This is a genomic window from Streptomyces shaanxiensis (assembly GCF_039537145.1).
GTDB lineage: Bacteria > Actinomycetota > Actinomycetes > Streptomycetales > Streptomycetaceae > Streptomyces > Streptomyces shaanxiensis.
Genome location: NZ_BAAAZY010000028.1, coordinates 125329 through 141201 on the forward strand (window position 1 = coordinate 125329; position 15873 = coordinate 141201).

Annotated in this window: 13 protein-coding genes; 4 read left to right on the forward strand and 9 right to left on the reverse strand. The window is 71.4% G+C overall.

Annotated features, from left to right (window positions below; genetic code table 11):
* Positions 1–4: 4 nt before the first annotated feature.
* The 6 genes from ABD932_RS38820 to ABD932_RS38845 form a co-directional block, all read right to left on the reverse strand.
* The gene (locus tag ABD932_RS38820) at positions 5–901 is read right to left on the reverse strand and encodes an SDR family oxidoreductase (RefSeq protein WP_345020502.1); all 897 of its coding nucleotides are present in this window, start codon (positions 899–901) and stop codon (positions 5–7) included.
* Between the two features lie 40 nt (positions 902–941).
* Positions 942–1952 carry an alcohol dehydrogenase catalytic domain-containing protein gene (locus ABD932_RS38825; protein WP_345020503.1) on the reverse strand — a complete coding sequence of 337 codons (1011 nt, stop codon included), beginning with the start codon at positions 1950–1952 and terminating at the stop codon, positions 942–944.
* A gap of 125 nt (positions 1953–2077) precedes the next feature.
* Positions 2078–2980: a LysR family transcriptional regulator gene (locus ABD932_RS38830; RefSeq protein WP_345020505.1), complete on the reverse strand. Its 903-nt coding sequence runs from the start codon at positions 2978–2980 to the stop codon at positions 2078–2080.
* 98 nt (positions 2981–3078) lie between these two features.
* Positions 3079–5214, reverse strand: coding sequence for a putative bifunctional diguanylate cyclase/phosphodiesterase (locus tag ABD932_RS38835; RefSeq protein WP_345020507.1), 2136 nt, complete (start codon positions 5212–5214; stop codon positions 3079–3081).
* A complete protein-coding gene (locus ABD932_RS38840) occupies positions 5211–6023 on the reverse strand; it encodes an SAM-dependent methyltransferase (protein WP_345020508.1) in 813 nt (270 codons plus the stop codon). The genes ABD932_RS38835 and ABD932_RS38840 overlap by 4 nt, the downstream gene beginning before the upstream one ends.
* A gap of 374 nt (positions 6024–6397) precedes the next feature.
* On the reverse strand, positions 6398–7384 hold the full coding sequence (locus ABD932_RS38845) for an SCO0930 family lipoprotein (protein ID WP_345020510.1): 987 nt from the start codon (positions 7382–7384) through the stop codon (positions 6398–6400).
* 320 nt (positions 7385–7704) lie between these two features.
* Here ABD932_RS38845 and ABD932_RS38850 point away from each other — a divergent pair, with 320 nt between their 5' ends.
* From ABD932_RS38850 to ABD932_RS38860, 3 genes are all read left to right on the forward strand, one after another.
* Complete coding sequence (locus ABD932_RS38850) at positions 7705–8304, forward strand: hypothetical protein (RefSeq protein ID WP_345020511.1); 600 nt, start codon at positions 7705–7707, stop codon at positions 8302–8304.
* Between the two features lie 15 nt (positions 8305–8319).
* Positions 8320–9084, forward strand: coding sequence for a bestrophin-like domain (locus ABD932_RS38855; protein ID WP_345020513.1), 765 nt, complete (start codon positions 8320–8322; stop codon positions 9082–9084).
* Between the two features lie 292 nt (positions 9085–9376).
* Positions 9377–9880: a hypothetical protein gene (locus ABD932_RS38860; protein WP_345020515.1), complete on the forward strand. Its 504-nt coding sequence runs from the start codon at positions 9377–9379 to the stop codon at positions 9878–9880.
* 99 nt (positions 9881–9979) lie between these two features.
* Here ABD932_RS38860 and ABD932_RS38865 read toward each other — a convergent pair whose 3' ends face one another.
* Entirely contained in the window at positions 9980–10477 is a 498-nt protein-coding gene (locus ABD932_RS38865; RefSeq protein WP_345020516.1) for a hypothetical protein, read from the reverse strand.
* Positions 10478–10809: 332 nt separating this feature from the next.
* Between ABD932_RS38865 and ABD932_RS38870 the strand changes: the two genes are divergently transcribed.
* On the forward strand, positions 10810–11472 hold the full coding sequence (locus ABD932_RS38870; protein WP_345020517.1) for a class F sortase: 663 nt from the start codon (positions 10810–10812) through the stop codon (positions 11470–11472).
* 91 nt (positions 11473–11563) lie between these two features.
* Here the strand turns inward: ABD932_RS38870 and ABD932_RS38875 are convergent, their stop codons facing one another.
* Both ABD932_RS38875 and lysX read right to left on the reverse strand, forming a co-directional pair.
* On the reverse strand, positions 11564–12412 hold the full coding sequence (locus ABD932_RS38875; protein WP_345020518.1) for a polysaccharide deacetylase family protein: 849 nt from the start codon (positions 12410–12412) through the stop codon (positions 11564–11566).
* 102 nt (positions 12413–12514) lie between these two features.
* A complete protein-coding gene (gene lysX / locus ABD932_RS38880) occupies positions 12515–15793 on the reverse strand; it encodes a bifunctional lysylphosphatidylglycerol synthetase/lysine--tRNA ligase LysX (RefSeq protein ID WP_345020519.1) in 3279 nt (1092 codons plus the stop codon).
* Positions 15794–15873: the final 80 nt, after the last annotated feature.

Consider the following 15873-nt stretch of genomic DNA (forward strand, 5'->3'; position numbering starts at 1 on the left):
AGCCTCAGCTCCGGGTACGGGGTGTGAGCAGATCCGGCATGCCGATGCGCTCGTAGAAGTCGGCGCGGACGCTGTCGGCGACGTCGCTCACCCGCTCCGAGCCGTCGTCGGCGGGGTCGATGGTGGTGCGGAAGGGGCGCTCGCCCTTCGGCGTGCCGACGATACGGACGATGGCGTCGGCGACCTCGCGGACGTCGGCGTCGGCCGGCGCCAGGGCGGCCAGAGCCTTGCCGACGTCGTCCATCAGTCCCGCGTAGAGGGTGTCGTACGCCTCCGCGGTGGCCGTGTCCTCCGGGTGCATCGCGTGGGCGAAGTGGTTGGTGCCCGAGGTGTAGGGACCGGGGACCACGAGGGCCGTGTCGATACCGAAGCGACTCAGCTCGACCGCGTAGCTCTTGGCCAGGTGGTCCATCGCGGCCTTGGCGCCGAAGTAGGGGCCGAGGTAGGGCGGGGTGCCGCCGAAGGTGCTGGACGAGCCCACCCACAGCAGCAGACCGTCGCGCCGCTCCCGCATCCGCGGCAGCACGGCCCGGTTGACCCGCTGTGTGGACAGCACGTTGGTGTCGTAGATCTCGGCGATCTGCTCGGGCGTGAACGCCTCGGTCGGACCGAGCACCATGTGCCCGGCGTTGTGCACGACGACGTCGATCCGCCCCGCCTCGGCCGTCACCGACGCGACCGCGGCATCGACGGACTCCTGGCTGGAGACGTCGAGTTCGACGGTGCGCAGCGCGACACCGTGCTGTTGGGCGTACGCATGGGCGTCGGCGACGGCCGGGGCGTTGCGGCCGGTGGTCTGCCGTATCCCGGCGTAGACGGTGTGTCCGGCGTCGGCGAGGGCGCGGGCGGTCAGGGCGCCGAAGCCGCTGGAGGCACCTGTGACGAGGGCGACGTAGGGCATGGAGGTCTCCTTGCGCGAAGGCGGACGGTGATCCGGCGGGTCAGGCGAAGGTGATGACGCTGCGGCCGTGCGCCGATCCGTCGGCCATCGCGTCGAGGACCGCCGGTGCCTGGTCCAGGGCGATCGGGGTGACCTCGGGCAGGATGCCGTGGGCCGCGGAGAAGGCGAGGGTGTCGCGCAGGTCGTGGGGTGAGCCGGAGGGCGACGCGGCCACGTGCAGGCGGTTGAGGATCATGGGCTGGGTGGGCAGCGTGAGCGGCTCGGAGCCGTAGCCGAGGAGCAGGAGGGTGCCGTCGGGGGCGATACCGCCCAGGGTGGCGGTGGCCGCGGCGGTGGAAGGGGCGGCGTTGAGCACCAGGTCGGCGCCGCCGTCCCAGGCCCTGAGTGCCTCGGCGGGGTCGGACTCGTCGGTGGCGACGAACAGTTCGGCGCCCAGGGTCTTGGCCTGGTCCTCGCCGCGCCTGGAGCGGCCCACCACGGCGACGCGGGCGCCCATGGCGACGGCGTAGCGCACGGCCAGCGCACCGACTCCGCCCAGGCCCACGACGGCGACCCGGGACCCGGGCTGCGCGCCGCCCTGCCGCAGGCCGTTGAAGGCGGTCAGGCCCGCGCACATCAGCGGAGCCGCGGCCACCGGATCGAGGCCGTCCGGCAGCGGCGTGACGAAGTCGGCCTTGAGCAGGGCGTACTCGGCGTAGCCGCCGTCCGCCACGATGCCGGTGATCCGCTTGCGGGGGCACAGGATCTGGTCGCCGCGCACGCAGTAGTCGCAGTGCCCGCAGGAGTCGTACAGGAACTGGGCGCCCACCACGGTGCCGACCTCGGGCCAGGTCACGCCCTCGCCGACGGCGGTCACGACTCCGGTGATCTCGTGCCCGGGGACGACGGGGTAGCGGGCGAAGGGGTAGTGGCCGCGCAGCAGGTTCAGGTCGGAGAAGCAGACGCCGCAGGCGGTCACCTTGACCAGGACCTCACCGGCTGCGGGCTGGGGGACGTCGAGGGTGTCGAGGACGAGGGGGAGGTTCGCGCCGGTGGCGACGGCAGCACGCATCGCGGGCTCCAGGGGGTTGGGGAGGCACTCGGGAATTTCCGGTACCTCCGAGTCTTGGGGGGCCTGCACGGCCCGTCCAATGCCTCTTCCCGCGCGATTGATGCCGACTCGGCATGAGCGCAGGTCTACGTCGTCCCTCTCACCCGCACGGCCGCACGTACCGCCTCGACGAAGCCCGTGACGAGCGGCGAGCGGCGCGCGCCGTTCCAGGCGAGGGCCACCTGGCCCGGCGGTACGTCGGCGACCGGGACGTAGGCGATGTCGGACCGGGGGAACGCGGCCGCGACGGAGTTCGGTACGAACGCGATCCCGCGCCCGCCCCGGACGTAGCCCAGCAGTTCCTCCATGTCGTGGAAGGCGGGGCCGTGGCCGGGCCGGGTGCCGTCGGGGCGCGGGTCGGCGTTCCAGACGGCCGACCAGGCCTCGGCCGCGTCGGCGTACTCCAGGACCGGATCGTCGGCCAGGGCGGCGAGGGCGACCTTGGCGTCGCGTGCTCGCGGGTGATCGACGGGCAGGACGGCGGTGAGGTGCTCGGGGTACAGGGGGAGCAGATCCACCCCGTCGGCCTCGACGGGCGGCCGTACGAACCCGACGTCGACGCCGCCGTCCAGCAGCACCCGCGCCTGGCTCCACCAGCGCAGCCGGACCAGCTCGATGGACACGTGGGGATGCTGCCCGGAGAACGCGTTCAGCGCGAGGCTGACGTCCGTGCCGAGCATGAACCCGACGACCAGCGCGTCATCCCCGGCGCTGATGCGCCGGGCCCGCTCCTGGGCGGCCTCCGAAGCGGCGAGCAGCGCCTTGGCGTCGCGCAGGAACTGTTCGCCGGCCGGTGTGAGCGCGACGTCACGCGTGCTGCGGGTGAACAGCTCGACCCGCAGGTCGTGCTCCAACTGCCGCACCTGTCTGGACAGCGCGGGCTGGGTGACGTGCAGGGCGAGGGCCGCCTGGCCGAAGTGCCTGCGCTCGGCCACGGCCACGAAGTAGCGCAGCTTGCGCAGATCCAGATCGATCGGCCCGTCAGGCATGGCTTCACGCTATACGACCGTGCGGAGGCCGTACCTGAGCGAGGACCGGCCGTACGGGAGGGGAAAGGAGCGCCCCCGGTCCCGTACGGCCCGGGTGTTCAACCCGTCGCGTCCACCAGCGCCAGCTCGTGCAGCCGCTCCGGCGGGCCCGGGCGGGCGTAGTACCAGCCCTGAGCCGTGTCGCAGCCCAGGATCCGCAGCTGCTCGGCCTGGGCACCGGTCTCCACGCCCTCCACGGTCACCGCAAGGCTCAGGCTGTGGGCCAGGGAGACGATCCCCTCGACGATCTTGAGGTCGACGGGGTCGGCCGGGAACTGCTGCATGCTCTGGGTGAAGGAGCGGTCCAGCTTGAGGATGCTCACCGGCAGCCGGCGCAGGTTGGCGAGGTTGGAGTAGCCGGTGCCGAAGTCGTCCAGGGCGATGTCGACGCCCATCTCGGCGAGCCGGCGCAGGGGTTTGAGCAGGTCGTCGTCGGCGCCGATGAGGGCCGACTCGGTGACCTCCAGGCAGAGGGACTGCGGCTCGACGCCCGCGCGCTCCAGGATGTCCACCGTGTCCTGGACCAGCCCGGGATGGGTGAGCTGGCAGGGCGAGAGGTTGACGTTGATGCGGAGCGGGCCCGCATCGTCGTGACGTTCTCGCCACTCGCGCGCCTGCCGCACCGACTGCTCCAGCACCCAGCGGCCGAGCGGCACGATCAGCCCGGTGTGCTCGGCGAGCGGGATGAACCGGTCCGGGCCGAGGACGCCGTGCTGCGGGTGCAGCCAGCGCACCAGGGCCTCCGCGCCGCGCACACTGCCGTCGCCGAGGTGGACCAGCGGCTGGTACTCGATGAAGAACTCGCCCCGGTCCAGGGCCGTCGGCAGCGCGGTGGTCAGGCCGTGCCGGGTGATGGCGCGGGCGTCGGCCTCCTCGTCGGCGAGCTCGAAACGGTTGCCGCCCGCCGACTTGGCCCGGTACATGGTGATGTCGGCGCTGCGCAGCACCTCCGCCGGGCTGCGCTCCCCGGCCGGGCCCTCGACGATGCCGATGCTGCCACGCACGGTCAGTTCCCGGCCGTCGACGCTGATCGGGGCGATCAGCGCGTTCATGATGCGGGCGGCGAGTTCGTCGACCTCGTGCTCGGTGTCGGGGCCGGTGGTCAGCGCCACGAACTCGTCGCCGCCGAGCCGCGCGACCATCTCGCCGGGCGCGGTGGCACAGGCCTGCAGCCGGTCGGCGACCTCGACGAGCAGCCGGTCGCCGGCCGCGTGTCCCAGGCTGTCGTTGACGGTCTTGAAGCCGTCCAGGTCGAGGTAGCACAGGCCGAACCGCTGTCCTTCGCCGGCACCCAGCGCCTTCTCCAGGCGTTCGAAGAAGAACGTGCGGTTGGGCAGGCCCGTGAGGGCGTCGTGCGTGGCCTCGTAGCGCAGCCGCAGATTGAGCAGCCGCCGCTCGGTGGTGTCCTCCATCAGGGCCAGCTGGTACTGCGGGTTGCCGTCGGGGTCGCGCAGCAGGGAGACCGTGAGGTTGGTCCACAGGACCGTTCCGTCAGGTCGGTAGAACGCCTTCTCGACGTGGTAGTGCTCACGCTCGCCGCTTACGAGCTCGTCGTAGAGCTTCCAGGTCTGCGGCGCGTCCTCGGGGTGGGTCCACTCCATGACGTTCCGGCCGTGCATGGTCTGCTCGGAGACACCGAACATCCTCAGCAGCGCACCGTTGACCTGGAGGACGTTGCCCGACAGGTCGGCGATGCCGATGCCTATGGCCGCGCCCTCGAACACCGCGCGGAAGCGGGCCTCGGTGGCGTGCAGCGCCTGCGCCACGACGCCCTGCGCCTTGAGGGCGGCCGCGGAGATCGCCTCCTGCTCGGCCAGCGTCCGCTCGCGCAGCGCCTGGGCGAACCCGGCGGCCATGGCGTGCTGGAGCCGCGAGGAGCGCGCCCTCAGGTCCTCCTGGTCGCCGTCCGTCCCGCAGTAGAGCACGAGGTAGGCGTCGACGCAGTCCAGCGAGCGGCTGAGCGCCTCGGGGTCGGTGCAGTGCGCGGTGACGAGCGCGGCGCCGACCGCCCTGCCCTCGTTCGCGTCGAAGGTCCTGGCCCTGAGCGCGTCGCTCAACCGCCGGGCCAGCGGCAGCAGTTGCTCCTCGAACTCCGGCCGGGTCGACGACGTCGAGGTCACCGGGAAGACCGCCCGGCTCCAGATCGTCGCGAACCGGCGCAGTCTGTCCTCCGGCCCGTCCGGCCCCGCGCTCACGCCGTACGTCCCACGCCGGCGAAACCGGAGAAGGCATACGGATCCTCGTCCTCCGGTGCGGTGTCCGGCCGCCAGTGCGGCATCGGCACCAGTCCGGGTTCCACCATGTCGTACCCCTCGAAGAACCGCGCGATCCCGTCGCGCGAACGCATGATCAGCGGGTTGCGAATGTCCTTGTACACGTCGACCGTGCCCTTGGCCCGCTCCTCGGGCAGCGGGATTCCCTCGTACGAGGCATGGCTGAGCACCAGCATGCTGCCGGGCGCGAGCGCGTCGCGCAGCTCGGCCACCGCCTCGTACGGGTCGTCCTCGTCCTCCACGAAGTGCAGTATGGCAACGAGCAGCAGCGCCACTGGCCGGTTCAGGTCGATGAGGCCCTCGACCTGCGAACTGGCCAGGATCTCCTTCGGCTTGCGCAGGTCCGCGGCGACGACGTCCGCGCCGTCGTTGCCCTCCAGGACTGCCTGACTGTGCGCGACGGCGACCGGGTCGTGGTCGACGTACACCACACGCGCGTCGGGGCTGGCGGCCTGGGCCACCTCGTGGACGTTGCCGAACGTCGGGATGCCGGAGCCGATGTCCAGGAACTGTGTGATGCCCTCGTCGACCGCGAAGCGCACGGCACGGCGCATGAACGCCCGGTTGGCCTGCATGATCTTGGGGAGCCCCGGCATGAACTCCATGGCCTTGCGGGCCGCTTCCCGGTCGACCTCGAAGTTGTGCGAACCGCCCAGGTAGTAGTCGTAGATCCGCGAGACACTGGGCACCGAGATGTCGATGCCCCGTGGGGCCCAGGCGGGACGCTCCATCTATCTCTCCAAGGCTTAGGCGATCCGGTGTTCGAGCAGAGGCTACTGATCGCCCGCCAAAGGAGCGAGCGGAAACGGAAATTGACCATCCGTTCCCGGTCACTGCCAGCGGCACGTGCCGAATTGATGCCCCACGCGCCCTCCGTCAAAAGCATCCGAAGCATTCCACAGAGTTCCGAACCATGGTGAAAGAGGCCGAAGAATACCGGTGAATGACGGCAAACCGGTCCGCCCCCTGCGCGTGGAGCTGCAGGGGGCGGACCGGTGGGTCGGGCGCGCCGTCCGTTCGTCCGGCACTCTCGCTGTCTTCGTCCCTCCCTTCCGTGGTGCGTACTCGGCTGGGTGAGGCGATCAACCCTGGGGAGGTGTGATCTCTACTTCTCCGACGCGCCGACCGGCTTGCCGTCGGGGCGAATGGCGAACCAAGTGCCGCCGACGCCCTGACCGTTGGTGTCTCCGGGCTTCTTGTCGCCCGCGAAGGTGTAGATCGGTACGCAGTCGATGGTCTGCTGCTTGATGCCGTCGGGCCGATCGAAGACGACGTAGCCCTGGCCCCTGGGACCGGACCCCTTCAGGTCGATGCCCTCGGTGTCCTCGGCGTCGACCGGCGCGATGACCGGCCACTTCTCCAGGCACTCGCCGGTGCACGCCGTCTTCATCGGCCAGGGCGAGTCCTTCATGAAGCGGTAGACCGTGTGGCCGTTCTTGTCGATGACGATCTCGCCCAGCTTGGGGTCCTTACGCGTGGACAGACCGGGCAGATCGGCGGCCTCGGCGCCGCCTCCTTGCGCCTTCTTGCCGGTGGGGGCGAGCGCGTACCAAGTTCCGCCCACACCCTGACCGTTGACATCGCCGGCCTGGGTGTCCTTCGCGAAGCGGTAGGCCGGCCAGCCGTCGACCGTCAGCTGCTTGGTGCCGTCGGAGCGGGTGACCGAGCCGAGCACCGCGTCGTCGATACCGGCGCCGGCCGTTACGTCGTCCGCGGGGACCGGCGGCCACTTGGTCGCGCAGTCGCCGTCGCAGTTCGACTTGGGCGGCTCGGCGACGTCCTTGTCGAAGCGGTAGAGCGTCAGTCCGGCACTGTCGGTCAGCACCTCGCCGAGTTCCTCGTTGGTGGAGACGGACAGCTCACCGGCGGAGGCGGTCGGCGTGGCGGCGCCCTCCTGGCCGGCCGCGCCGGCGTCGTACCCGGATCCGTTCCCAAGGCCGGTACCGGCGCTTCCGTAATCACCCGCCGCGGCCGTGGCACCCACGTTCTGGCTGCTCGCCGGCGGGGCGGTTTCCGAGCCGCATGCCGTCGTCAGCGCCAGCACTGCCACGGCGCTCACCACGAGCGAGGCGCTCCGCCACGAGGTCTTCATCGTCAACTCCCCATAATCACAAGGGTGTTGCAGCGCCCTGCTGCGCCGCCGCACGACATTGGGTACGCATGGGAGCCACGTTCGTGTTCAACCGAGGCACAAATTTCTTTCCGAGAGCTGTGACACCGCCCGCCTCGCGGCTGTGAGACCAGCCGCTTCGCCTGGGACCCCACCCACCCCTCCCGTCGCACGCGTGTGCGCTTCGACGGTCACTCATGCGCCCTCCGGGCAAACCTTTCGAGGGCCATACGTCGCCCGTTCGAGGCAATCCGGCCGGGCTCCGGCACGTGGGAACGTGCACGGGACTCAGGATCTTCGTCGTGCATGGACTCGAACCGACCCAATCCACGCTCACCACAAGGGTGTTGACGGTGGTGGCGCTGACCTGGCTCCTGGTGGCGGCACCGGCCGGTGTGGCCGTGGCCGACGTCTGCGCCTACGCCGACACCGGCCCCGACGGCGCGCAGGCGGTGGCGGTCGTCGGAACCCTCACCTGGCCGACGCCCACGCAGTGCCCGGTGCCGTCGCCGACTCCCACCCCGACACCGACACCGACGCCCACGCCCACGCCGACGCCGACGCCGGAGCCCACCCCCACGCCACCGCCGAAGACCACACCCACCCCGAAGCCCGAGCCCCCGCCGCCACGGCCGCCACCAACGCCCCCGGCTCCCCAGCCCGCCCCACCTCGCCCGAGGCCGGTCCCCACGCCGACGCCCACACCCACCCCGACGCCGAAACCGACACCGAAGCCGTCGGCGAAGCCCACCCCGAGCCCGCCCGTCACCCCCGTGCACTACCCGCCCTACCGCGCCACCCCGCACCGGCGGGCGGCCCACGACGCCCCGTCGCCCCTCACCTTCGTCCTGCTCATCGCGGCGCCCGCGATCGCAGCCGTCGCCGCGCTGCGTCCGCGCTGAACCTGGAGGCTTCCCTTGCCGGAATGGCTTGTTCTCACCCTCGCGATGCTGGCCGCCTGCGCCGTCGTGGTCATCGTGACTTTCCTACGGCACCGCACGGCCCCCGAGGACGAGGATCCCTCCGAGACCCCGGACGTCATCGAGTACATGACGATGTGGATCGGTGTGGTGTACGCCATTGTCCTGGGCCTTGCCATCGCCGGCGTGTGGGAGGGCCGCAGCGCCGCCCAGGACCACGTCCAGGCGGAGGCCGTGGCGCTGCACGAGGTCTCGGAACGGGTCCGGGTCTATCCCGCCGACATCCGTGACCGTATTCGTGCCGACGTCAACACCTATGTCGGACACGTCGTCACCACCGAGTGGAAGACGATGGCCGACGACGGCCGGGTCACCGACCGCGGTGCCGAGCTCTTCCAGCGCATCCGTGAGGACGTCACCGACTACAAGCCGAGGACGGACTTCGAGGCGCAGGCCTACCAGCCGCTCCTCGACCAGGTGACAGCCGCCGACCAGGCGCGCAACGCTCGCGCGAACTCGACCGGGGAGACCATGCCGGGCGTGGTGTGGTTCGGGCTCATCGCCGGGGGCCTCGTCACCATCGGGATGATCTTCGCCCTGCAGATCCGGCGCACGCCCCGCGAGCTGATCCTCGCCGGGCTGTTCTCCGCACTGATCGCCTTCCTGCTCTTCCTCATCTGGGACTTCGACGCGCCGTACAGCCGTGGCGTCACGGCATCGGCGGAACCGTTCCTGGAACTCTTCCCACAGGCCAAGGGCTGACGCGCCCTCACCGGACCGGCACCCGGCGCCCCCATTTGACGGGCCCCACCCGACGCACCGCCCGGGGGACGTGGCGAAGGCGGCGACGGCACCGCACGCGTTGCCGCCACGCCGCTCCTGTCCCCCGTTCGCGGCACCTCCGCCCCCTGAACGGCCCACACACCTGCCCCATTCGCACGACAGCGATCGCGCCCGTGTGCGCGCCTTCCTAGCGTTCCGATCATCGAGGTGCACGTCCGACGCGAGCGGGCAAGGGTCCGCGGCTGCTCCTCGGGGACCCGGAGGGAACACCATGCGCGCGATACGCGTCGCTTCGGCCGCACTGCTGGGCGTCAGCGCCCTCCTCCTGACCGCACCCGCCGCCCAGGCCCGCGGCGACACCGAGGGATTCCGGGTCGCCGTGCTGCCCTCCACCGTCGCCCCCGGTGGACGGGTCACGCTGCACGCGACCGGCTGCGAGCAGAGCGTCAGCGTGTCGTCGGGGGTCTTCGACACCGTCATCATTCCCCGAGGGCGGACATCGGCCAGGGTCGTGATGGACCGGGACGCCGAACCGGGGGCCCGGTACGAGGTGTCGTTCCACTGCGGCACCTTCTGGCAGGACGTGGACCTCACCATCGTCGGCGGCCGGGAGGTCGCTCCCCCGCACTGGCACAAGGGCGTTGCGGCGGGTGAGGGCGGCAGCCTGGCCGACCTGAACCTGAAGGAGATCGGCATGGGCGCCGCGCTGATCGCGGCCTCGCTCGGAACGGCGCACCACCTCTCGCGGCGCCGCGGCGACGAGGACGGCACCTGACACCAGCGACCGCACACAAAGGACTTCGCCCCGGCCCCCTCGTGGGGGATCCGGGGCGAAGCCCTGAGGAACGTGCGAGCTGTCTCCGCCGGGCAACGGTCAGATCCGCTTCTCCGCCCGCCGCCGCATCCAGAACACCCCGCCACCGATGACGGCCACGGCAATGAGCCCACCTCCGATGGCCATGTCGGTCGGCGTCGCGCCCGTGGCGCTGCTGCCGCCGAGACCGCCTCGGACTCCGCCGATGACGGTGAACGCGTTCGGGTGGGTCAGGGGCCTGCCTGCGTTGGTGCAGCGCACGGTGATGCTGTGCGCGCCCGGCCTCGCGCGGTTGTCGATCGTCGCGGTGCCCTTGGCCGTGCTGCCGCCCACGGGGGTCAGCGACGTGGGCCGGAACGCGTCCGAGGTCGCGGTGCCACCCTGCGGGCAGCCGTCGACGGTGATGGTCAACTGCCCGCCGCGCGCGATGACGCTGGGCAGGGCGACGATGTTGCTCGGTCCGATGGGCATACCGTCCCGGGCCGCGGCCACCGGGGCGGCGAGGCCGAGAGCGGCGACCGCGGTGGCAGCGGCCGCCAGGGCACTAGTAGTACGCATGTGATCCTCCGCGGAAGACACCCCGGGAACCGTCCCCGGTCGAATCGGCGAGAAAGCGTCTCCCAGAAAGACCCTCAGATGCCGTGCCCGAGGCCGCATTTCGGCGATGGTCCGTCCTGGTGAGAGGACACGCCGACGGACAAGCCCACAATCGGAATTGCCGCAGGTCACGGACCGTCAGAATTTTCCGGTCGGCGGCAACTCGGATGGCGCACCGAATACAGCGGGGCCACCCGTTCGGTATCCACCCCGTCGCCGGTTCTCTGCGTGGGACTTAGCGTTTTCGTATGCGCGATGGACGGGGCGACGGGCGCGTCGAGAGGGGAAGTCGAATGTACGGGTCCGAGGTGGCCGAAGAGGAGGAGCGGCGCAAGAAGCACGCTCCTTGGGGCGTGATAGCGCTTGTTCTGCTGACCGGTCTCGCGCTCATTCGCAACGGGTCCGGGGAGTTCGAGGTGGGCCCGCCGCAGCCCGCGTCGGCGGCGGCCGCGGACAGCCAGGTGTCCGGCGGCGTCTTCGCCGGTGTGGCGCAGCCGCTCCCGTACGCCCTGCCGGACCGGGTCAGCATCCCCTCGATCCAGGTCGACGCGCCGGTGATCCCGGTCGGCCTGGACGTGGACGGCTGGGTCGGCGCCCCGCCGCCGGAGGACCCGAACCTGGGGGGCTGGTTCACCGGCTCGGTGTCTCCCGGGGAGAAGGGCACCGCGGTGGTCGTCGGCCATGTCGACAACACCCAGGGTCCGGCCGTGTTCTACAGTCTCGGCGCGCTCAAGCGCGGGAGTCGCGTCGAAGTCTCCCGCCAGGACGGGAAGACGGCCGTCTTCGAGGTGTACGGCGTCGAGGTGTTCGAGAAGAACAACTTCCCCGGCGACCGGGTCTACGCCTCGAAAGGGAGCGCCGAATTGCGGGTCATCACCTGCGGTGGCGGTTTCTCGAAGCAGAACGGCTATGACGGGAACGTCGTCGCTTTCGCCAGTCTGGTCGGGGTCCGCTGAGCGTTCCTCGCCGGGCCGGCGAAATCCGTCCCGGCTTCTTCCGGTCCCGTCAGGTGTACTTCCGTTCCGGTCAGGTGTACTTCCGTTCCGGTCAGATGTACTTCCGTTCGGGGACGGTGACGAAATACCCGGAGTCCAGCAGCTGCGGCAGATAGGCGCGCAGGGCCAGGACGCTCTGGGTGCGGTCGCCCCCGGCGTCGTGCGAGAGCACCACGACGCCGGGGGCGGCGCCGTCCTCGACCCGGTCGACGATCGTGCGGGTGCCGGGCGTGGTCCAGTCGAGGGTGTCGACGGTCCAGGCCAGCGGTTCCATGCCCAGGTCGGCGCCGAGTTGGAAGGTGGCGCGGTTCCAGGCGCCGTAGGGCGCGCGGAACCAGGCGGGGCGTTCGCCGTACGTCTCCTCGACGATGTCGCAGGTGCGCTCCATCTCGGCGCGGATCCGGCGGTGGCTCAGGCGGGTGAGCAGCGGGTGGGACCAGGTGTGGTTGCCGACGACGTGGCCCTCGTCGGCCATGCGCGCCAGGAGGTCCCCGTTCTCGGCGACCATTTCGCCGCACACGAAGAACATGGCGCGTACGTCGTACTCGCGCAGTGTGTCCAGGATGTACGGGGTGTAGCGGGCGTCGGGTCCGTCGTCGAAGGTCAGCACCATGGTGCGGCCGCGTCCGGACACGCGCAGGAACGGCTCGCGTCGGATGAGGGTCCGGCGGGGCGCCGCGCGGGGCGGGCCGTATCCCGTGAGGGGCTGGAGCCGGTGGGCGGAGGGCTTGAGCGCGCGATGCGCGTGTGGGCCCGCGGCCGGGGCGGCGGGCCGGATCGGCTCCTCGCCCGCGACCGACGCGAACCATCCGGCGGTGCCGGCGGCTCCGACGGCGGCGGCACCGGCGAGCAGCGCGCGGCGTCGCGTGAGCGAACGTGCGAGCGACTGATCCTTCGTCATGAATCATCAGTCGCCCGGTGAGGGACCGACCCACCACGTCGGCACCGGTACGGCGGCATCAAAACGCCCGACCGGCTCAGCAACGGCGCCTATGACGCCCGGTCAGCGGCGGCGGACCAGCGGGAACGGCAGGGTCTCGCGGATCGTCAGGCCGGTGAGGAACATGACCAGCCGGTCGACGCCGATACCGAGGCCGCCGGTGGGCGGCATGGCGTACTCCAGGGCGTCGAGGAACTCCTCGTCGAGTTCCATCGCCTCGGGGTCCCCGCCGGCGGCGAGCAGGGACTGTGCGGTGAGGCGGCGGCGTTGTTCGACGGGGTCGGTGAGCTCGGAGTAGGCGGTGCCGAGTTCGGTGCCGAAGGCGACGAGGTCCCAGCGCTCGGCGAGCCGCGGGTCCACCCGGTGCTGGCGGGTGAGCGGGGAGACGTCGGTCGGGAAGTCCTTGTAGAAGGTGGGCAGCTGGGTCTTCTCCTCGACGAGCCGCTCGTACATCTCCAGGACGACGTCACCGTGGCCGTCGTCGGCCGTGTAGGGCACGCCCACGCGGTCGCAGTGCCGGTGCAGCCTGAGCAGTTCGGTGTCGGGGTCGATCTCCTCCCCCAGCACCTCGGAGATCGCGCCATACACCGTCTTGACCGGCCACTGCCCGGAGATGTCGTACTCCTTGCCGTCCTTGCGGGCGATCGGCGAGCCGAAGGCGGCGGTCGCGGAGCCCTGGATGAGCTCACGGACGAGGTCGAGCATCACGTCGTAGTCGGCGTACGCCTGGTAGGCCTCCAGCATGGTGAACTCGGGGTTGTGCTTGTAGTCGACGCCCTCGTTGCGGAAGGTGCGGCCCATCTCGAAGACCTTCTCCATACCGCCGACGCACAGTCGCTTGAGATACAGCTCGGGGGCGATGCGCAGGTAGAGGTCGAGGTCGTAGGCGTTGATGTGGGTGGTGAAGGGGCGGGCGTTGGCGCCGCCGTGGATCTGTTGCAGCACCGGCGTCTCGACCTCGAGGTAGCCGCGCTGCAACAGGCCCTGGCGCAGGGCCTGGACAGCGACGGAGCGGGCGCGGACGACGTCGCGGGCGGCGGGGCTGGAGACCAGGTCGAGGTAGCGCATGCGGACCTTGGTCTCGGGGTCGGCGAGGCCGCGGCGTTTGTCGGGCAGGGGGCGCAGGCACTTGCCGATGAGCTGCCAGGAGGTGACGAAGACGGTCGGCTCGCCCTTGTCGCTGACGCCGGCCGGGCCGGTGGCGCTGACGAGGTCGCCGATGTCGGTGTCGGCGGTGAAGCGGTCGAGGGCGTCGCCGGAGTCCCCCCGGGTGAGGGCGAGTTGGTGGTCGCCGGACCAGTCGCGCAGGACGGCGAAGACGATGCCGCCGAAGTCGCGCACGAGCATGATCCGGCCGGCGACGGTGACCTGCTCGCCCGCGCGGACATCGGCGAGGGCGTGGGTGCGGGCCGGGATGCCCACCGGGTAGGGGTCCAGGCCGCCCGCGCGGAGCCGGTCGAGGGTGTGGTGCCGGATGCGGACCTGCTCGGGCAGGCCCGCATCCGGCCCGGTCGCCCCGGCCTCGTCCCCTCCATCGAGGCCGAGCGCGGCCAGCGAGGGAAGTCCTTCGGTGGTCGCCGGACGCGGTCCGTCCCTCGGGTGCCCCTTTCTGCGGAGTTTGCGCAGCGACGGTACGGAGACGAACCCCTCGGCGATGCCGGAGGCGAGGCCGATGCGGGCGAGGGAGGCGGCCTCGCCGTAGCAGAGGAAGCGCGGGAACCACTGGGGGCGGTACTTGGCGTTGGAGCGGTAGAGGGCCTCCAGCTGCCACCACTTGGAGAAGAACAGCAGCAGGCGCCGCCACAGCCGCAGCACCGGTCCGGCGCCGATGCGGGCGCCCTCCTCGAAGACCGAGCGGAACACGGCGAAGTTCAGCGAGATCCGGCGGATGCCCATCTTCGGCGCCGCCGCGCACACGTCGGCGACCATGAACTCCATGACGCCGTTGGGGGCGCCCCGGTCACGGCGCATCAGGTCCAGGGAGATGCCCTCCCTGCCCCAGGGCACGAAGGACAGCACGGCGAGCAGCTCGCCGTCCTCGCCGAGGGCCTCCACGAGGAGACAATCACCGTCGGCCGGGTCGCCGAGGCGGTCCAGGGCCATGGAGAAGCCGCGCTCGGTCTCGGTGTCGCGCCAGGCGTCGGCCTTGCCGGTCACCTCCTCCATCTCCGCCTCGCTGAGGGCGGAGTGGCGGCGGATGCGGCAGTGGGCGCCGGTGCGCCGGACGCGGTGCACGGCCTGCCGGGTGACCCGCATGTCACGGCCGTCGAGGTCGAAGTCCGGTACGTACAGGATCGCCTCGTCGCCGAGTTGGAGGGCGCCGAGTCCGGCGCGCGCGTAGGCCCGGGCACCGTCCTCGGAGGCGCCCATCGCGGCGGGCACCCAGGCGTAGCGGCGGGCCAGGTCCAGCCAGACGGCGATGGCGTGCGGCCAGGCCTCCCGGTCGCCCACCGGGTCCCCGCTGGCGAGGCACACGCCGGCCTCGACGCGGTAGGTGACGGCGGCCTTGCCGCTGGGTGAGAAGACGACGGCCTTGTCGCGCCGGGTGGCGAAGTAGCCGAGGGAGTCCTGGTCGCCGTACGCCTTGAGGAGGGCGCGGATGCGGGCCTCCTCGTCGTCGTGCAGGGCGGCCTCCATGCGCTGCGAGCGGAACAGGGTCGCGGCGGCGTTCAGGAGGGCGAGGGCGCCGAACAGGCCGAGCAGGAAGTACAGGGGGCGCGGTGGCCGCCCGTCGTAGGTGGTGCCGGAGACGAGGCCGCCGCAGACCCGGTCGGCGGCCCACGCCAGCCGCTGGCCGCGCGGCAGCGTGCCGGGGAACAGCTCGACGAGCCCCCAGCCGACGAGGATCCCCACGGCGAGGCCGACGACGAGGACGCCGAGGGCCCGGCGCAGGGCGGCGCGGCGGGAGGCGGCGTAGAACTCCTTGCGGGCGACGATGAGCAGGGCCAGGGCGAGGCCGCACACGACGAGGGAGGGGACGTTGTCGGAGTAGTCGCCGAACGCCGTGCCGAGGGCGTCGGTCAGGACCAGCAGGCCCAGATAGACGACGACCAGCCACCAGGCGACCTTCTTGCGGGCCGCGGTCGCGGCGGCGAGCAGGAAGAGGAAGACGGCGTAGGCGAGGTTGGCGCTGACCGGGACGATGAGCTGGTCGAGGACGCGTACGACCGGACGGAGCGCGGTGCGCAGCGGCGGGATGAGGGCCAGCAGGACGCACAGCAGTCCGAGGGCGCCGAAGAAGGTCGCGTATCCCTCCGGCACCCTGCTGAGAAAGCCGTTCCCGGGCGGCCGTGTCCGGCCCGTGGTGTCCTTCGCCGGGGCGGCCTCCACGGTGGCACTCATGCTCCGACTGTAGGAAGGCTGCGGCCTCCTCGCCCGTCGAGAGCTCTCCGCGTTCCCTGTGAGTGCCCTGCCCGGCGGCG

What these genes read in the sequence shown, in the direction of transcription:
- ABD932_RS38820 (WP_345020502.1), bottom strand. Translation starts at nt 901, where the DNA reads ATGCCCTACGTCGCCCTCGTCACAGGTGCCTCCAGCGGCTTCGGCGCC.
- ABD932_RS38825 (WP_345020503.1), bottom strand. Translation starts at nt 1,952, where the DNA reads ATGCGTGCTGCCGTCGCCACCGGCGCGAACCTCCCCCTCGTCCTCGAC.
- ABD932_RS38830 (WP_345020505.1), bottom strand. Translation starts at nt 2,980, where the DNA reads ATGCCTGACGGGCCGATCGATCTGGATCTGCGCAAGCTGCGCTACTTC.
- ABD932_RS38840 (WP_345020508.1), bottom strand. Translation starts at nt 6,023, where the DNA reads ATGGAGCGTCCCGCCTGGGCCCCACGGGGCATCGACATCTCGGTGCCC.
- ABD932_RS38845 (WP_345020510.1), bottom strand. Translation starts at nt 7,384, where the DNA reads ATGAAGACCTCGTGGCGGAGCGCCTCGCTCGTGGTGAGCGCCGTGGCA.
- ABD932_RS38860 (WP_345020515.1), top strand. Translation starts at nt 9,377, where the DNA reads ATGCGCGCGATACGCGTCGCTTCGGCCGCACTGCTGGGCGTCAGCGCC.
- ABD932_RS38865 (WP_345020516.1), bottom strand. Translation starts at nt 10,477, where the DNA reads ATGCGTACTACTAGTGCCCTGGCGGCCGCTGCCACCGCGGTCGCCGCT.
- ABD932_RS38870 (WP_345020517.1), top strand. Translation starts at nt 10,810, where the DNA reads ATGTACGGGTCCGAGGTGGCCGAAGAGGAGGAGCGGCGCAAGAAGCAC.
- ABD932_RS38875 (WP_345020518.1), bottom strand. Translation starts at nt 12,412, where the DNA reads ATGACGAAGGATCAGTCGCTCGCACGTTCGCTCACGCGACGCCGCGCG.
- lysX (WP_345020519.1), bottom strand. Translation starts at nt 15,793, where the DNA reads ATGAGTGCCACCGTGGAGGCCGCCCCGGCGAAGGACACCACGGGCCGG.